General features: G+C 31.6%; 19 protein-coding genes. 11 read left to right on the top strand and 8 right to left on the bottom strand.

The genetic code is table 11. The annotated features are described in order from the left end of the window. Positions 1 to 87 precede the first annotated feature (87 nt). The 5 genes from nagE to phaQ form a co-directional block, all read right to left on the bottom strand. Positions 88 to 1,452 carry an N-acetylglucosamine-specific PTS transporter subunit IIBC gene (gene nagE, locus ACFWM3_RS22840; RefSeq protein WP_056474079.1) on the bottom strand — a complete coding sequence of 455 codons (1,365 nt, stop codon included), beginning with the start codon at positions 1,450 to 1,452 and terminating at the stop codon, positions 88 to 90. Between the two features lie 185 nt (positions 1,453 to 1,637). Further along, positions 1,638 to 1,826 carry an alpha/beta-type small acid-soluble spore protein gene (locus tag ACFWM3_RS22835; RefSeq protein ID WP_056474082.1) on the bottom strand — a complete coding sequence of 63 codons (189 nt, stop codon included), beginning with the start codon at positions 1,824 to 1,826 and terminating at the stop codon, positions 1,638 to 1,640. 90 nt (positions 1,827 to 1,916) lie between these two features. After that, the gene (locus ACFWM3_RS22830) at positions 1,917 to 2,360 is read right to left on the bottom strand and encodes a MaoC family dehydratase (RefSeq protein WP_056474085.1); all 444 of its coding nucleotides are present in this window, start codon (positions 2,358 to 2,360) and stop codon (positions 1,917 to 1,919) included. Positions 2,361 to 2,424: 64 nt separating this feature from the next. After that, a complete protein-coding gene (locus tag ACFWM3_RS22825) occupies positions 2,425 to 2,934 on the bottom strand; it encodes a hypothetical protein (protein ID WP_056474090.1) in 510 nt (169 codons plus the stop codon). A 47-nt stretch (positions 2,935 to 2,981) separates the two neighbouring features. Continuing rightward, complete coding sequence (gene phaQ, locus ACFWM3_RS22820) at positions 2,982 to 3,401, bottom strand: poly-beta-hydroxybutyrate-responsive repressor (RefSeq protein WP_056474092.1); 420 nt, start codon at positions 3,399 to 3,401, stop codon at positions 2,982 to 2,984. Positions 3,402 to 3,609: 208 nt separating this feature from the next. On the opposite strand from phaQ, the gene ACFWM3_RS22815 reads away from it, so the two are divergent. The 6 genes from ACFWM3_RS22815 (at position 3,610) to ACFWM3_RS22790 (ending at position 8,673) form a co-directional block, all read left to right on the top strand. Next, on the top strand, positions 3,610 to 4,122 hold the full coding sequence (locus tag ACFWM3_RS22815; protein ID WP_056474094.1) for a hypothetical protein: 513 nt from the start codon (positions 3,610 to 3,612) through the stop codon (positions 4,120 to 4,122). Positions 4,123 to 4,143: 21 nt separating this feature from the next. After that, the gene (locus ACFWM3_RS22810) at positions 4,144 to 4,887 is read left to right on the top strand and encodes a 3-oxoacyl-ACP reductase (RefSeq protein WP_390313030.1); all 744 of its coding nucleotides are present in this window, start codon (positions 4,144 to 4,146) and stop codon (positions 4,885 to 4,887) included. Positions 4,888 to 4,949: 62 nt separating this feature from the next. Then, complete coding sequence (phaC, locus tag ACFWM3_RS22805; protein ID WP_390313028.1) at positions 4,950 to 6,014, top strand: class III poly(R)-hydroxyalkanoic acid synthase subunit PhaC; 1,065 nt, start codon at positions 4,950 to 4,952, stop codon at positions 6,012 to 6,014. Positions 6,015 to 6,154: 140 nt separating this feature from the next. After that, positions 6,155 to 7,375, top strand: a complete 1,221-nt coding sequence (locus ACFWM3_RS22800) for an NAD(P)/FAD-dependent oxidoreductase (protein WP_390313017.1) — start codon at positions 6,155 to 6,157, stop codon at positions 7,373 to 7,375. A gap of 99 nt (positions 7,376 to 7,474) precedes the next feature. Beyond that, positions 7,475 to 8,143 carry a DUF421 domain-containing protein gene (locus ACFWM3_RS22795; RefSeq protein WP_056474099.1) on the top strand — a complete coding sequence of 223 codons (669 nt, stop codon included), beginning with the start codon at positions 7,475 to 7,477 and terminating at the stop codon, positions 8,141 to 8,143. Positions 8,144 to 8,166: 23 nt separating this feature from the next. After that, positions 8,167 to 8,673, top strand: coding sequence for a DUF3189 family protein (locus tag ACFWM3_RS22790; protein WP_056474102.1), 507 nt, complete (start codon positions 8,167 to 8,169; stop codon positions 8,671 to 8,673). Positions 8,674 to 8,701: 28 nt separating this feature from the next. Here the strand turns inward: ACFWM3_RS22790 and ACFWM3_RS22785 are convergent, their stop codons facing one another. After that, complete coding sequence (locus ACFWM3_RS22785; RefSeq protein ID WP_056474106.1) at positions 8,702 to 9,181, bottom strand: spore coat protein; 480 nt, start codon at positions 9,179 to 9,181, stop codon at positions 8,702 to 8,704. A 179-nt stretch (positions 9,182 to 9,360) separates the two neighbouring features. Between ACFWM3_RS22785 and ACFWM3_RS22780 the strand changes: the two genes are divergently transcribed. Then, positions 9,361 to 9,819 carry a DinB family protein gene (locus ACFWM3_RS22780; protein ID WP_483867287.1) on the top strand — a complete coding sequence of 153 codons (459 nt, stop codon included), beginning with the start codon at positions 9,361 to 9,363 and terminating at the stop codon, positions 9,817 to 9,819. Between the two features lie 60 nt (positions 9,820 to 9,879). Here ACFWM3_RS22780 and ACFWM3_RS22775 read toward each other — a convergent pair whose 3' ends face one another. Together ACFWM3_RS22775 and ACFWM3_RS22770 are read right to left on the bottom strand one after the other, a co-directional pair. Further along, positions 9,880 to 10,227 carry a DUF3905 domain-containing protein gene (locus tag ACFWM3_RS22775; protein ID WP_390313015.1) on the bottom strand — a complete coding sequence of 116 codons (348 nt, stop codon included), beginning with the start codon at positions 10,225 to 10,227 and terminating at the stop codon, positions 9,880 to 9,882. Positions 10,228 to 10,320: 93 nt separating this feature from the next. Continuing rightward, positions 10,321 to 12,063 carry a B12-binding domain-containing radical SAM protein gene (locus ACFWM3_RS22770; RefSeq protein ID WP_390313014.1) on the bottom strand — a complete coding sequence of 581 codons (1,743 nt, stop codon included), beginning with the start codon at positions 12,061 to 12,063 and terminating at the stop codon, positions 10,321 to 10,323. A 552-nt stretch (positions 12,064 to 12,615) separates the two neighbouring features. Between ACFWM3_RS22770 and mtnB the strand changes: the two genes are divergently transcribed. From mtnB to ACFWM3_RS22750, 4 genes are all read left to right on the top strand, one after another. Beyond that, positions 12,616 to 13,251, top strand: coding sequence for a methylthioribulose 1-phosphate dehydratase (gene mtnB / locus ACFWM3_RS22765; protein WP_056474118.1), 636 nt, complete (start codon positions 12,616 to 12,618; stop codon positions 13,249 to 13,251). Between the two features lie 460 nt (positions 13,252 to 13,711). After that, the gene (locus ACFWM3_RS22760) at positions 13,712 to 13,903 is read left to right on the top strand and encodes an aspartyl-phosphate phosphatase Spo0E family protein (RefSeq protein WP_056474119.1); all 192 of its coding nucleotides are present in this window, start codon (positions 13,712 to 13,714) and stop codon (positions 13,901 to 13,903) included. A gap of 74 nt (positions 13,904 to 13,977) precedes the next feature. Then, positions 13,978 to 14,424 (top strand): MarR family winged helix-turn-helix transcriptional regulator, encoded by a 447-nt coding sequence (locus tag ACFWM3_RS22755; RefSeq protein ID WP_056474121.1) that lies wholly within the window; start codon positions 13,978 to 13,980, stop codon positions 14,422 to 14,424. A 225-nt stretch (positions 14,425 to 14,649) separates the two neighbouring features. Next, the gene (locus ACFWM3_RS22750) at positions 14,650 to 16,344 is read left to right on the top strand and encodes a M3 family oligoendopeptidase (protein WP_056474123.1); all 1,695 of its coding nucleotides are present in this window, start codon (positions 14,650 to 14,652) and stop codon (positions 16,342 to 16,344) included. Positions 16,345 to 16,409 lie beyond the last annotated feature (65 nt).

The following is a 16,409-nucleotide window of genomic DNA, read 5'->3' as shown; positions in this document are numbered from 1 at the left end:
TAGCTAATATAGTTCCTCATGAAGCCCTCTAATCAGTAAAAATAAACAAAAAAAAGCTTGCCCATAAGGACAAGCTTTTAATTTCAATTATTTAACTTCTTTCTTCAAGTCTTCAGCAACAAACTCTACGTTTGTACCTACAACTACTTGTACGTTTTTATCATCTAATTTAATAACTCCACGAGCACCTGCTTTTTTAAGAAGTGCTTCATTTACTTTAGAAGCATCTTTAACTTGTAAGCGTAAGCGAGTTGTACAGTTATCAATATTTGTTAAGTTTTCTTTTCCACCTAAAGCTTGTAGGTATAATGAATCACCAATTTCAGTTGTTACTTCATCAGTTTCAACTTCGTCGTCTTCACGACCTGGTGTTTTAATGTTAAATTTCTTAATTGCAAAGTAGAACACTACAAAGTAAATTACACCAAAGATTAAACCGATTAGGAGTAACAGAATAGGCTTAGTTGCAATATTGTAGTTCAGAATGTAGTCCATAAAACCAGCTGAGAATGTAAAGCCATCTTTAATTCCTAAAGCATTTACGATACCCATTGATAAACCAGTTAAGATTGCATGGAACGTATAAAGTACTGGAGCAATGAACATGAATGCAAATTCGATTGGTTCAGTAATACCTGTTAAGAAAGATGTTAAAGCAAGACCAATAAACATACCTGCAACAGTTTTACGTTTTTCTGGTTTAGCAGCAGCGATCATTGCGAATGCAGCAGCAGGAAGACCAAACATCATAATTGGGAAGAAACCAGTCATGAATGCACCAGCAGATTTGTCACCAGCGAAGAATCTGTTTAAGTCACCGTGAACTAATTTACCAGCAGCATCAGTAAAGTCACCTAAGTTGAACCAGAAAATTGTATTTAATACGTGATGTAATCCTAATGGGATTAAAATACGGTTTAAGAAACCGAATACTGCAGCTCCGATTGGACCGATATCAATAATCCAGTTACCAACTGAGTTAATTGCATCTTGAATTGTTGGCCATACATAACCAAATATTCCTGCTAATACAAGCATAGTAGCAGACGTTATAATTGGAACGAATCGTCGTCCACTAAAGAAACCTAACCATTCAGGTAATTTAATACCACTGAATCGGTTGTAAAGAAGACCAGCTACAACCCCTGTAATAATACCACCAAGGGCAGCCATATTAATATCTTTATTTATAGTAGTTGTTCCCGCTGTTAGTACGAAGTAACCGATTGCACCAGCGAGACCAGCGGCTCCATTTCCATCCTTTGAAATACCGATTGCAACACCGATCGCAAAGATTAATGGAAGATTAGAGAAAATTGCATTACCAGCAGCCGCCATAAACGGAATGTCTAGTAGATCAGGTTGTCCAAAGCGCAGTAAAAGTCCTGCAGCTGGAAGGACAGCGATTGGAAGCATTAATGCTTTACCAATACGTTGTAAGAAACTAAGCATATTATTTTCCCTCCGAAAATTATTATAATGATTACGCTTTCAATATTAACTTAAAAAGCACTACTTGTCTATACAACTAGTTAAGATAAAAATTGCTATTTTCTTCCAAAAAAATTAAAAATAAAAAGGGAAGAATTAATTCTTCCCCTATATTAAGCCATTTTATATAGTTTGTTGTTCTTTAATCATTGACCCTTTAAATGACTTTGCGCTTGAGCAATTAAACGTTTAGTGATTTCGCCACCAACTGATCCGTTTGAACGTGCAGTTGTATCTGATCCTAAAGTTACACCAAATTCGTTAGCGATTTCATATTTAAATTGATCTAGTGCTTGTTCTACACCTGGAACTAATAATTTATTTGTTCTTGTCATGTTGATCTCCCTTTCTGTAAGTAATAGCTTACAATTCTATTTTTTACATTTAGGGTTTTCTCATGCTTGGTAAATACAGTCATATTAGGGTTATGTTAACTTTTTAACCAATGCTGATCCTTCAACGACAAGTACATCTTCTTGATTATATACATTCGTTTGAAGCGTTAATAATTTTTTATCATCTCTTTTACGCACAACACTGACAATCACTTTAATTGTGTCATTTATTTTTACAGGTGCTTTGAAAAATACTTCTTGAGATAAGTAGATGGTGTTTTTGCCGGGTAGTTTTGTACCTAGTACTGAGGAAATAAAGCTGCAAATCAACATGCCATGTGCAATTCTTTCTTTAAAGATGCTTTCTTTTGCAAAATCATCTAATAAGTGAATTGGATTTACATCTGTTGAAATTGCAGCAAATTGTTCAATTAACTCTGCAGTAATTTTAACTTCAAGAGTAGCTTCGTCACCAACTGAAATGGAGTCAAAATGAACTTCCTGTACATTTCTTGCACTTTCGAAAACATTCATTTTGTTTCATCCTCTCCTTGATGAAATGTCTAGCTAATCAAGAAAATTGTTTAATAAATATCGATTATAGTTTTGTGAATGAGAATTCTTGTAAGTTTTTAAACCAATCTTCTTGAGTTTTTTGGAACTGTTGATACATGTTCGTCCAAGCAGTGTAAGGTGTGTTATTTAATGGTTGTTTAAAAAATTGTTGGAAAAATTGTTGTTGTTGATTTGAAAATGTACTCATAGCTTGAAAAAACGATTGGTATGGGTTTTGATTCATATTTGTCCATAAAGATTGAAATGGAGCAAACTGATCAAATAATTTTTTCCAAGTTTTTTCATAAGTCTCTTGATTAATTGTAGGCTTAATTTCATTTAATAACTTAATCATTTCCTGAAACTGCTCGTAAGACTCTTGTTGTTGAACTTGCACTTGCTCGTTTAAAGTTTTCCATTGTTTTGCTTGTTCTTGAAATAAAGACTCTGTCCATTGTTGAATTTGTAATTGATTGTCTAATAAATATTGAAGCATTTTTTGAAAATTCTCAGCTGCAAGTTCAGTTTGTAATTCGATTGTTTTTTCAGTCATTAGTGTTTCCTCCAAAAAAATTTATTATTGAATGCATTGCTGCAATTTCAATCGTCTTTAAAACTTTGATCAGAGTTGCTAAATGGAAAGAATGAATTTGTGTAAATCGAAAAAAATGTTTGGAGCATCTGATTATATTGAGTAAATGAATTATGACAAGTTTTTAGATATTCCTCACCGGCATCTGTAATGGAGTAAATTCGCTTTGCCGGACCTTCAATTCCATATTCCCAACTAGATTTAATATAACTTTCTTTTTCAAGTTGTCTTAAAATCCGATAAACATTACTTGAATCAAGCGTAGTAAAACCTAAATCAAATAATACTTGCATTAATTTATAGCCATGCATATTCCATTGCTTAAGGCTAAGAAGTAGAAAGGGAACCAAGAAGTTTTTAGGCAATGTAATCGATTCAGAGGTTTCGGGTTTATTTTTTTTACTTGTTTCCTTTTCATTTGTTGTCATAAAGTTATGTTCCCCCCTATATCGTAGTAATGGAATCATCATCCCTTAGGTGTAATTTACACTTAGTTAAATTTATTGTCAATGTATTTTAAATATAATGAATATTAAAAAACAAATTTCGACAACAGATGTAGAAATATCACGAAAACATTGGATTGTTTTGTCGTTAGCTTGTTTTCTATACTTAAAAGTAGTGAGGGGGATTAACATGTCAGAGCAAAATTATTCAGATCCATTGAAAATGTGGAAGCAAATGTATGATGTAAATGAAAAATACTTTGGAAAAATGATGAACGAATATGTTCAGAAAGAAGAATTTTCCGAGTGGATGGGTTCTGTAATAGATTTTAATCTATTCTGTAAAAAGATGTTGAATGATCAATCCAAAACATTCTTAGAGGCTTCAAATATTGCTTCTAAAGAAGATATTGCAAATGTAGCTAGCTTAGTGATCAATTTAGAATCGAAAGTAGATACATTAGAAGATCAATTATATTTAGATTCCCAACCTGAGTTAGATGTAGCAGCATTGAAAAAAGAGTTAGACATTGTGACAGTTAAACGAGATCTTACAAAATTGAAAGCTGAAACCAAATCAATTCATCAACAAGTTAGTGAATTAAAGTCGTCAATGGAAAACATTGAGCAATTAAAGTCTTCAATGGCTAACATTGAACAACTTTTACAACAATTAACGACTAAACAGCCAACAAAACAATAATTAGTTAAAAAAGGAGAAATGATAATGGATTTAGTAAATCGTGTAGCGATCGTAACAGGTGGAGCAAAAGGGATAGGAAAAGGGATAGCATTTGCTTTAGCAGAAAAAGGCGCAAAAGTTGTAATCAATTATAATAATAGTGAAGCACACGCAAAAGCAGTGGTAGATGAACTTTTTGAAAATGGTTATGAAGCGTTAGCAGTGCAAGCTAATGTTGCTGAATTAGATCAAGCGAAAGCATTAATTGATCGCACGGTTGAGCATTTTGGCCGATTAGACATTATTGTAAATAATGCTGGTATTACTAGAGACCGTAGTTTCAAAAAACTAAGTGCAGAAGATTGGCATGAGGTTATTGATGTAAATTTAAGCAGTGTTTATAACACATGTAATTCTGCTTTACCATACTTACTTGAATCTGATAACGCTCGTATCGTTAATATTTCATCAGTTATTGGTCAGGCAGGCGGATTCGGCCAAACAAACTATTCTGCTGCAAAAGCTGGAATGATCGGATTTACTAAATCTTTAGCTCTTGAATTAGCAAAAACAAACGTTACAGTAAATTCTGTATGTCCTGGATTTATTGAAACTGACATGGTAAACGAAATTCCTGAAAATGTAAAAGAGCAAATTAAATCAAGAATACCAAAAAGAAGATTTGGTACTGTAGAAGAGATTGCTAAAGCTGTAATTTACTTATGTGAAGGTGGAGAGTACATTACTGGCCAACAGATTAATGTAAATGGCGGACTTTACGTTTAAGTCTTACTTATAGATGACCTTTTTTCAGATCAAAAGGGGGGAAAAGTGTGTTTAATTCACAAATGTTAGAAGAAGCTACGGAATCGCTTCCGAGCGGATTAAAAGAATCATACAAAAGATTGAAGAAAACCGCAGATATTCTTATAAAAGAGGGAGAACCTTTAGTAGGTCAATCTCCTAAAGAAGTGATTTGGACTAAAAATAAAAGTAAACTATATCATTATATTCCAACAACTAAAAAGGTAAAAAAGACTCCAATCCTTCTTGTTTATGCTCTAATTAATAAACCTTATATTCTTGATCTAACAAAGGGGAACTCTTTTGTTGAGTATCTTGTTAATGAAGGGTTTGATGTTTATTTATTAGATTGGGGAACTTTTGGTCATGAAGATCGTCATTTGAAATTTGACGATATTATTCACGACTATATTGCAAAAGCAGTAAATAAGGTTCTTCGTTTCTCAGGTGCAGAAGAATTATCAATATTAGGCTATTGTATGGGTGGTACTTTAACTAGTATTTACGCATCACTTTATGAAAATGCGCCAATTAAAAACTTAATTTTTGTAACTAGTCCATTCGATTTTTCAGATACAGGATTATATGGTGCATTTTTAAATGAAAAATACTTTGCACTTGATAAAGCTGTTGATACATTAGGGAATATTCCTCCTGAAATGATCGATTTTGGTAACAAAATGTTAAAACCAGTTACTAATTTTGTTGGACCTTATGTAACATTACTGGATCGCTCTGATAATACAAAATTTATTAAATCGTGGCAGTTAATGCAAAAATGGGTAACAGATGGTATTCCATTCCCAGGTGAAGCATATCGCCAATGGATTAGAGAATTTTACCAACAAAATAAATTATTAAGCGGTGACTTAGAAATTAGAGGTAGAAAAGTAGATGTTTCTAACATTAAAGCTAATGTTTTAAATATTTCTGCTACGAAAGACCATATTGCGATGCCTTGCCAAGTTGAAGCATTAAATGAGCATATTTCAAGTGTAGATAAGCAGTATGTTTCGATTCCATCGGGCCATGTATCAATCATGTTTGGACCAGTTTCATTAAAAACAACATATCCGACAATTGGTAAATGGTTAGCTGAAAGATCATAATTTCAGTAAATTTCTAGAAAACCTTTAAATAAATATCATTATATTGTACTTAAAAAATCTCACTTTTAAAAAAGTGGGATTTTTTTTATTTAACTGACAAAAACTACCTTAAATATGATCTGTTGAAAGGAGTTTAGAAAGTGAAAAGTATTAGCGGAGTTTTGTATTGGCCAACGACTTACACTAATTCGCAACCCGAACTGGAAAATATAACGCCATTAGACGAAGATCTAGATTGTGATTTTGTCATCATTGGGGGTGGTGAATCAGGAAGTTTATGTGCATATTTCTTAAGTCAAACGGGTGCCAAGGTCGTTTTACTAGATAAACGAAAACAAGTTGTACAAGGTAGTACTAGTGCAAATACGGGACTCTTGCAGTATTCAAATGACAAAACTTTAAATTCATTTATAAATTCATATGGAAAAGAAAAAGCTGTCCGTCATTATCAATTATGTGTAGAGGCAATTAAAGGTCTTGAAGAAATGTCAAAAAAAATCGATATTAATCCTGATTTTATAAAAAGAAAAAGTTTATATTATGCTAGTGATTTAGATGGAAAAGAAATGATTGATTTGGAATATAAAGTTTTAAAAGAAAATGGTTTTATTGTTGAACGATTTACAAAATCGCAAATTAAAGAAAAGTTTAATTTTACGAAAGAAGCTGCACTTTACACAGGTGATGACGCCGAAGTAAATCCATATAAATGCGCTCACGGCTTGCTTTTATATGCTCTGAAACGAGGTTTGAAGGTATATTCAGATACAGAAGTAACTCGGATGATCGGTACAGAGCAAGGGGTACAATTATTTACTAAAAATAAACATACCATTCGTGCCAAAAAAGTTATTTTTGCTGGGGGCTATGAATCCCAAGAAGTAAAAAGTGAGAAAAATGCTATTTTAACATCAACATTTGCGATTGCAACTCAGCCTTTAATTGAGAAAAACAATGCATGGTATGAGAATTGCTTAATTTGGGAGACAGCTAGGCCATATTTATATCTTCGAACAACGGTTGATGGGAGAATAATTGTCGGTGGACTTGACGAACCTACAATCATACCAGAAAAACGTGAATCCATGTTATTTCATAAAAAAGAACAGCTTATAAAAAATTTAATAGAGTTATTTCCTAACTATAAAGATGCTTATGCAGAATATTATTGGACTGGCACATTTGGCGGAACACATAATGGCTTACCGATGATTAGGCAATATAATGAATATCCAAATTGCCTTTTTTTAATGGCCTATGGTGGCAATGGAACGGTTTATAGTTATATTTTAGCTAAAATATTAAAAGATCTAGTTACGGTCGGGTCTCATCCAGATGCATATCTTTATATGGAAAATTAAAAATTAATTAGAGCAAAGATTAATTGCCAGTTTTATGAATAAAAAGAGTAAAATAGTAAGAAAATTTTAATAGGTAATAAAATTTTAGGAGTGTATCACATGAATTATCTTGAAATGTTTAGTGAGTTGTTTTTCGGATATATAGCTCTTTTTATTGTCGTTAAAATTAATGGAAAAACACAAATCACGCAAATAACGCCATTTGATTTGATTTCATCTCTTGTGCTAGGAAATATACTAGGGGATGGAATATATGATAAAGAAGCGAATCTACCAAAAATTCTTTTTAGTATTTTTGTTTGGGGTGCATTAATATTTTTTACTGAGGTCTGGACACAAAAGTCAATGTGGGCAAGGAAGTTCTTAGAAGGTGATGCTTCGGTCGTTATTAAGCATGGGGCAATCCAGTGGAAAGAATTGAAAAGAAACCGTTTGGATACTGATCAATTGATGCAATTACTAAGAGCTAAGGATACTTTTGCAGTCAGTGAAGTAGCGTATGCTATTTTAGAAAATGACGGTACAATTAGTGTCTTGAAGAAATCAAATTTCGATACGCCTACGAAACAGGATTTAAAAATTCAAATGGAAAAAGAATTTTTACCAGTCGTAGTAATTAGTGATGGAAAAATAATTGAAAGAGCACTTAACTCGCTTAAAAAAGATGAAAAGTGGGTACATAAAAAACTTTCTGAGTCAAATTTATCACTTAAACAAGTATGCTTCGCAGAATGGGATTCGAAGCAATTACATTTACATACGTATTAATTAAAAATTTGAGGATGAGATAAATGAAATATTATATTTATTACTGTTTTGGAGGTACACATTCTTCACCCTTAGCAGCAGCATATCATTTAAAACAATTACCACTTGATCGCCAGCCGACAACTGAAGAAGTAAAAAATACCTACTTATTTAATAAACTAAAACCAAAAGATGGTGGAAAACTATTTTTTCACGGTGAAGACGAAAATGGAGACCAAGTATATACAGTAGCAAAAAGATATACAAAAAATGTGCCTACTGCCATAGAAGGTTTAGGAAAGGTTTTATTAAATGAAGATGATAAAATCATCTTATCAAGTACATCGCCAACTGTACCAATAGCTATGACTTTAGGTGGATTTACATCAAGATTTCTACATATCGATTTTATTGGCGTTCCGTTACTTGTATTAGGTGCAAAGCAAACATATCTGAATTTGATAAAATTAGTTGAAAATACTCAAAGATATCATCACATAGCTGCTGAGAAAGTCACAGACTTATCTAATAAAAACTTCAATAAAGATTAAAAAATGGACGTTATAGAACGTCCATTTTTTAATACGGCATTTTTAAGACATCCATAGCCTTTTTAGCATCGTTTTCGATTAACTTATTAATATTAAATACTGAATATTGACCTTGTTTTGATAAATAGCTAAAAATTTGAACATGTAAATTATTCACCGATACTAGTTGCTTTATAAATAAATTACTTAAGTCAGGAGTAGCGGTTTCTGTAAGTGCATGTGCATACATTTTTGTTAATACTTTTGTTGCTGATAATAAATCTTCAGCACTCATTTCGCTGGCCAATTTATCGCTTGCTGCATCCCGTTCCCCAATCGTAATATTGCTCATAAATTTAAGTAATTCACGTAAGTTATTTTCAAATAATGTAATAGAAGTTTTATATAATTCTTTTAATCCTGAATCTGTTATATTTTTTATATTTGTTTTAAGCTTATATAAATAGTAAGTAGTTGTAGCAATAATTTCATGTAATTCTAAAGTTTCATGCCAAGCTAATGTTCTCATTCAATATCCCTCCTCTATTGTACAAGTCTATTCAATAGGAAAGGGTTATATGACGGATAAAAAATTAGAGGTTAAGTAGGAAGGAGGAAAAGGGAGGAGCTTAGAAATTATGGAGTGATTGATCAAGAATACAAATATTCCAATCCAAAAAATTCTGCCATTCTTTTCCCGCACAATGTATGTATATTGAAAATGTGATTAATCAGTTAAGTATATGTGTAAAGAGTGTTTTAGAAATGATTGATTTAATTAATGAGGAAGATTTAAATTTTCGACCGGTTGATGATAAGAAATCGATCGGGGAGTTAGTGCAGCATCTATGTGAACTTATTGGTGCTGATATGGAAATTATGAGCGGTGCAAGTCAAGAAATGATGGTTAATTACTATACCGTGGTTGAATGTAAATCTTTCGTTGAAATGAAGAGTTTATTACAAAAAAACTTTCAGGAATTAAAGGAATGCTATTTTAATATGAAAGAAAATGATTTAGTTGTAAAAACTACTTCATATTGGGGTCTTCAATATTCTAAATTCGAATGGTTATTAGAGATTTTAGTCCACTTCACACACCACAGAGCGCAATTATATATGCTACTAGTTCAAAAAAAGGGCAATATAAATATCGCACTATTTTAAAAAAAAATAGGGGATAGAAGAAATGATAACTCTTTTCTATCCCCTAAAACTTGCACATAATCAGTCTTTGGTTTCGTGCTGTGGATGCATAAATTGTTTTGCTGGTTGTTCTCGCTTTTTTGATTCTAATAGGTCGGCGTTTTCTGCACTTGCCCAACCAATATCATTTGTTGGATGAACCCATTCGTCGCCCGCCATAACTGATGGATCAACATCGTCAGACCAATTATTTAATGGAGAGTTAGGGGAGCTATACTTACTGTCTCCAATAACTACACCTTTTGAATTTACAAAAGGTTCTTCCATTTTAATGTCTGTTCCTTTAAAAGATGGAAAATTTGAAATATGGGGTAAAGTATCATGCAATACCGGTGAATCGATTTTAGATTTGTCATTTTTTCTCTTCATTATATATCACCTCTACTTACAAATTATTATTTGCTAAATAGTAAAATCAATACAAAAAGGACAATATCCAAAATGAATATTGTCCTCTTGTACTTATACTTCAATTGTAAAAAATGAAGGCGATAATGTTTTTGGTGAGAAATAAACTAGCATTGCATAATTACCGGTTCTATATTCTCCAGTTAGTAAGAAATGTTCGATATCAAATGAAAGTGATTCAATCATTGTGTGTTTATAGATCTCTTTTTCATTTAAATTAAGTGAAATAAAATCGGAACCTAAAAATTCAGGATTTTCGATAATTCGTTTATAAACTTCCTTCGTAAAATCATGGTTTGTTACTTCGTCCCACCATGGTTTACGCGGTTTATATTTATGATTTAAGTAATAATCAATCTTCATAATATCTTTAACAATCGTATCGTTTTTAATTTGATATTGAGTTAAAAACTCATTTAGACGCTTAAATAAATCTTCAAGCTGGTGGCCTATTCTTGACCACCCTCTTTCTTCCCAATATGAACCAAATAATTGGAAGAAATCAAATGGACTTTCAAATTCATTTTTAATTAAATATTCAATCGTACTATTTGTACGGTGATCATTCCAATATTTTTCGAGTACGTCTTCAACTTGCTTAATTTTTACTATATCATCGAAAGATAGTACATTATTACTTAATATTTCATACGGAGCATAATCCATATATACGTAATCATGTTCATGTGCTCTTAATCGTACTCCAGTGCCTCTTAGCATTTTTAAGAACCCAAGTTGCAACTCTTCCGGCCTTAAAGCAAAAACGTCATTGAATGTTTGACGGAATGAATTGTAATCCTCTTCTGGTAAACCAGCTATTAAATCTAAATGTTGATCTATTTTTTCTCCATCCCGTACAAGTGTGACAGTTCTGCATAGCTTTTCAAAGTTTTGTCTTCTCATAACTAGTTCGTTTGTAGCATCATTTGTAGATTGAACACCAATTTCAAATCGGAATAAGCCTTTAGGTGCATTTTGATTTAAAAATTCGATAACTTCTGGTCGCATAATATCACCAGTAATTTCAAACTGGAATACTGTTCCTTCGACATGTTCATCAATTAAAAATTGGAACATATCCATTGCATAACTACGACTTATGTTAAAAGTTCTGTCTACGAATTTAAAAACCTTCGCTCCGTTTGCCATAAGGTAACGAATATCATCTTTAATAACCTCTCGATTAAAATATCGAACCCCAACTTCAATAGAAGATAAACAAAACTGGCAATTAAATGGACAACCTCTGCTTGTTTCGATATATTGAATTCTTTTACTTAGAAATGGTAAATCTTCTTTAAAGCGATAAGGGGAAGGAATAGTTGTTAAATCTAATTTTTCGGTTTGTGGTTTAATGATATTTTTTCCTTCATCTCGATAACCAATGCCATTTATGGAAGTGAAATCATTCCCATTTTCAATAGCTTTAATTAATTTCTTAACGGTAATTTCTCCTTCACCGATCGTAATAATGTCAATTTCCTTTACGCGATCTAACCAATAATTCACATCATAGCTTACTTCTGGTCCGCCAACAAAAATAATAACTGAAGGATCAATTTTTTTATACATACGGATTACTTCAATTGTTTGTTCGATATTCCAAATATAGCAGCTAAAGCCAAGAATTTTTGGCTTGCGTTTATATAAGTCAGTGATGATATTAAGGCTTGGGTCTTTAATTGTATATTCTGCAAGCTCAATATCATATTCAGGCTGAGCATACGCTTTAATGTATCGAATACCCAAATTAGTATGGATATATTTTGCATTTAATGTTGCTAAAACAATGTTCATTGATATACCTCGTTCTAAATTATTATCGATTTATTTTATCATAAAATATTGAGATTACTAAATTTTCAAAAGCGAAATAGAAAATGAATGAAAAAAAGAAGCGATCCATCTATCTAATTATTAGGCGAAATCAATTTAGGGTGGATTATTTTGGAGAAGATTCGGACTAAAATCCGCTAATAAAGTAAGCAGAATCTTGCTCTATTTTATAGTAGATTTTCCTCACACTTTTTATAAAAAGACATATGATTTACTAAATACAAAAAAGTTTCCCTAGGGAAAGAAAGGAACAACAAAATGAGTAGGAAAGTATTATTTTTTACGTATTTGTGTAATAAAATAGGAGTGCTGTCAAATCAAGATGTAAAAAAAGTATTAAATCATTAGTTACTATCAAAAATGGAAAAAAGTTGTAGAAAATTGGTGATTGTTCATTTACTTAGAACTATTGACAATGAAGACCGACACATGACATAATTTTATTAAATAGTATGAATAGTTTGAATTTTTACGGTGTCCAAATAGATAGTCTAAATAAGTGGAGGTGTAAATATGAGTTTATTTTTAGAACAATGGAAAAAGCTTGCGAATATTAAATGTGATTTGGCTAAAAGAGATTGGTTTTATGGTACTAGTGGAAACTTGTCAATGAAAATTTCAGACGATCCATTATTGTTTCTTGTAACTGCGGATGAGAAGGATAAGAGAGCGCGCTGTGATGAAGAATTTATTGTAGTTAATAACCTGGGTGAACCAGTATTTGATACGGTATTAAAGCCATCACTTGAAACATTGGTTCATGCAAATATCTACGAAAAAACATCTGCTACTTGTGTGCTCCATGTACATACTGTAGATAATAATGTAATTTCTGAATTATTTGGTGATGAGGGGCAGGTAGAACTTGAAAATAATGAAATGATTCATATATTAACGAGTTCTTATTTTGAAAATAAAATAATAGTTCCAATCATTGAGAATGCACAAGACATGGAAACTTTTAATCGTGCATACACTCCATTTTTAACAAAGGATTTTGGGGCTGTTCTTGTTAGGAATCACGGGATCACTGTTTGGGGAAGAAGCCCACTAGAAACGAAGAAGTGGCTAGAAGGAATAGAATTTCTAATAAGTTATAAAGTAAAACTAATGATGATTCAAGGTCATAAAATAAAAGCAGGCAACTAAATAGAAGTGAAAAAGCTGAAATAGTAGTGGTAAATAAATTCCATTACATTTCAGCTTTTTTATTTTATAATAAAATTATACTATTATTGAATTAGGATCTTTTCTAGTAGCTTATGCTAAATATAAATTTTTTTTAGAGTATACAGTATTTATAGGAATTGAACAATACTATTTGTTCATAGCTACAAATTACTAAACTTTAGATAAAGTTGCCTATAGAATATCACTTAAATCAAAATTAATCATTTTAAGCAGGATTTAATAAAAAGTCGTCTAATTTATAAAGTAAGAACGATAAAAGCGCTATTTCATAAAAAAAATAAACCTACTAGGTAATTTTGCTTAGTAGGTTTCATATTGTATCTATTTTAAATAATTTAGATAGAATGAATAATAGAATTAATTCGAGTTTGAATGAAAAGGTTTGTTAAAAAACATCCTGTAGAAGGGAATCTGTCTAATGAATGAATATCAACTCAGCCGTTTATTATTATCTATTTCATTAAAAAGGGAAGAAATGGTATTTTTTGCGGAAACTAAAGGGTTAAACGAACATTTAACCTTAAAGGCCAGTCAAGAATTGGACGAGTTAATTATTTCATACCAAAAAAAATTGCTAACTGAATTAAATAAGTCATTTTCATTGAAATAATCTTAAGATTGATTTATAAGTGTAAAATAATAATATAGAATGAACAATGTAAAAGAAATTGAAGGAGTATTATTATGGAAGAGACAAATAGAAAAGATATAGAGCTTTCTTTAAAGCTATTTATTGTATTATCGCGAGCTCATAGAAAAATAAATGATTCTGCAAATAAATCGATTGCTAGTTTTAATTTAAATCCAACTGAATTTGCAGTTCTTGAGCTGTTGTATCATAAAGGAAACCAACCACTTCAACATATTGGAGAAAAAATATTAATTGCAAGTGGAAGTATTACTTATGTAGTAGATAAACTTGAGAAAAAAGGTCTAGTTTATCGAAATCCTTGTAGTGCAGATCGTCGAGTAATCTATGCTGAAATAACTGAAAGTGGAAATAAACTGATGGAAGAAATTTTTCCGGTGCACGAAGAATTTTTACATGAGCAAATGAGTGATCTATCTAATGAAGAAAAAAATTTCCTAATTCACTTATTGAAGAAAATTGGGTACCATGGGTCTAATTAAAAAAGCTCTCATTTGATGGAGCTTTTTTTATTTTTAAACAATTATCTATTTAAAAATATATTGAATTAACACTTATTTAAGCTGTTAAAAACTATTTCTCTGGAATTAAATTTTATGTTTCTAAGTAAATAATTTTTAAATTTTCAGAAATTTATTTAAATTTAGGTTTTTTTACAAGAAGATTTTTTATATAATAGCAATATCACAAAAAATGGAGGGATTAACATGGGTTTTCAAGATTACCAGTATTCTAGACCAAATATTAAGAACTTTGGGGAACAATTTAAACGTTCATTACAAAATTTTTATGATGCTTCAACGGTCTATGAACAAGAATTAGCAATGAATGAAATCAATGATTTAAGAAATGAATTTTCAACAATGGAAAATTTATGTGCAGTTCGCCATTCAGTTGATACAAACGATCAGTTTTATGAGGATGAGCAAGCGTTTTTTGATGAGAACACTCCAATTGTTCAATCATATGGGCAACAATATTATAAAGCATTAATCGGTTCACCATTTAGAGAGCAACTTGAAGAAAAATATGGCCGTCAATTATTTGCTTTAGCTGAATGTGAAGTGAAAATTTTAAGTGAAGAAGTAATTCCAGATTTACAAGAAGAAAATAAACTAACGACTGAATATGCTAAGTTAGTAGCGGCTGCTAAACTTCCGTTTTATGGTGAAGTGAAAACGTTAGCACAAATTTCAGCACATTTCGAGGATAAAGATCGAGAGGTTAGAAAGACAGCTTACGATACATACTTTGGATACTTCTCGGAGAATCAAGATAAATTTGATGAGATTTACGATAAATTAGTAAAAATTCGAACTCGTATAGCAAACAAACTGGGTTTCTCAAACTTTATTGAACTAGGATATGCTCGTATGATGAGGACGGATTACGATGCAAATGATGTTAAGAAGTTTAGAGAACAAGTTCTTGAAACAATTGTTCCAATCGCTACCGAATTAAGAGAACGACAAGCTAATCGAATCGGTGTAGAACAACTTTATTACTATGACGATAAATTCGAATTTGTAACTGGTAATGCGACGCCTAAAGGTAATCCTGAGTGGATTATTGAGAATGGTAAAAAAATGTATGATGAATTATCGAAAGAAACGAGTGAGTTTTTCAATTTTATGTTAAAGGAAAATTTACTAGATCTAGTTGCTAAGGAAGGAAAACAAGGTGGGGGATACTGTACTTATATTCCAAACTATAAAGCTCCTTTTATTTTCTCGAACTTCAACGGAACATCTGGTGACATTGACGTACTAACACATGAAGCTGGGCATGCATTCCAGGTTTATGAAAGTCGTAAATTTGAAACACCTGAGTATAACTGGCCAACTTTTGAGGCGTGTGAGATTCATTCAATGAGTATGGAATTTTTCACATGGCCTTGGCAAGAAGAATTCTTTAAAGAGGATACACAAAAATATTATTTTACACATTTAAGTAGTGCAATTACTTTTATTAGTTATGGTGTGGCAGTAGATGAATTCCAACATGAAATCTACGCAAATCCTGATTTAACACCTGAGGAACGCCACGGACTTTGGAAGAGCCTAGAAGAAAAATATTTACCTCATCGAGCAAATGACGGAAATAGTTATTTAGAAAAAGGTGGTTTATGGCAAAGACAAGGGCATATTTACCAATCACCATTCTATTATATTGATTATACATTAGCTCAAATTTGTGCATTACAATTCTGGAATAAAATGCATGAAGATCGAAATTCTGCGTGGTCTGATTATGTTGGACTTTGCCAATTAGGAGGAAGTAAATCATTTTTAGGCTTAGTTAAAGAGGCTAAACTTGAATCACCATTTAATGATGGCTGTATTGAGGAAACACTAGAACCTGTTAGAAAATGGCTAGCAGGAGTTAACGATCAAAACTTATAAGGAATTACTCCGACTTTTTAAAAGTCGGAGTTTTTTTATCTAGAAATAAATGCGTTAGAAAGTTT

This window comes from Gottfriedia sp. NPDC058432 (genome assembly GCF_042721555.1).
Lineage (GTDB): Bacteria > Bacillota > Bacilli > Bacillales > Bacillaceae_G > Gottfriedia.
The sequence above is the reverse complement of the archived record's forward strand: the minus strand, read 5'-3'. Positions and strand labels throughout refer to the sequence as shown.

Excerpts from the sequence above, each read along its gene's own strand:
- ACFWM3_RS22815 (WP_056474094.1), top strand. The coding sequence starts at position 3,610 with ATGTCAGAGCAAAATTATTCAGATCCATTGAAAATGTGGAAGCAAATG.
- ACFWM3_RS22780 (WP_483867287.1), top strand. The coding sequence starts at position 9,361 with ATGTATATTGAAAATGTGATTAATCAGTTAAGTATATGTGTAAAGAGT.
- ACFWM3_RS22770 (WP_390313014.1), bottom strand. The coding sequence starts at position 12,063 with ATGAACATTGTTTTAGCAACATTAAATGCAAAATATATCCATACTAAT.
- ACFWM3_RS22790 (WP_056474102.1), top strand. The coding sequence starts at position 8,167 with ATGAAATATTATATTTATTACTGTTTTGGAGGTACACATTCTTCACCC.
- phaC (WP_390313028.1), top strand. The coding sequence starts at position 4,950 with ATGTTAGAAGAAGCTACGGAATCGCTTCCGAGCGGATTAAAAGAATCA.
- ACFWM3_RS22835 (WP_056474082.1), bottom strand. The coding sequence starts at position 1,826 with ATGACAAGAACAAATAAATTATTAGTTCCAGGTGTAGAACAAGCACTA.
- ACFWM3_RS22785 (WP_056474106.1), bottom strand. The coding sequence starts at position 9,181 with ATGAGAACATTAGCTTGGCATGAAACTTTAGAATTACATGAAATTATT.
- ACFWM3_RS22755 (WP_056474121.1), top strand. The coding sequence starts at position 13,978 with ATGGAAGAGACAAATAGAAAAGATATAGAGCTTTCTTTAAAGCTATTT.
- ACFWM3_RS22750 (WP_056474123.1), top strand. The coding sequence starts at position 14,650 with ATGGGTTTTCAAGATTACCAGTATTCTAGACCAAATATTAAGAACTTT.
- phaQ (WP_056474092.1), bottom strand. The coding sequence starts at position 3,401 with ATGACAACAAATGAAAAGGAAACAAGTAAAAAAAATAAACCCGAAACC.
- ACFWM3_RS22795 (WP_056474099.1), top strand. The coding sequence starts at position 7,475 with ATGAATTATCTTGAAATGTTTAGTGAGTTGTTTTTCGGATATATAGCT.
- ACFWM3_RS22830 (WP_056474085.1), bottom strand. The coding sequence starts at position 2,360 with ATGAATGTTTTCGAAAGTGCAAGAAATGTACAGGAAGTTCATTTTGAC.
- ACFWM3_RS22775 (WP_390313015.1), bottom strand. The coding sequence starts at position 10,227 with ATGAAGAGAAAAAATGACAAATCTAAAATCGATTCACCGGTATTGCAT.
- nagE (WP_056474079.1), bottom strand. The coding sequence starts at position 1,452 with ATGCTTAGTTTCTTACAACGTATTGGTAAAGCATTAATGCTTCCAATC.
- ACFWM3_RS22825 (WP_056474090.1), bottom strand. The coding sequence starts at position 2,934 with ATGACTGAAAAAACAATCGAATTACAAACTGAACTTGCAGCTGAGAAT.
- mtnB (WP_056474118.1), top strand. The coding sequence starts at position 12,616 with ATGAGTTTATTTTTAGAACAATGGAAAAAGCTTGCGAATATTAAATGT.
- ACFWM3_RS22760 (WP_056474119.1), top strand. The coding sequence starts at position 13,712 with ATGAATGAATATCAACTCAGCCGTTTATTATTATCTATTTCATTAAAA.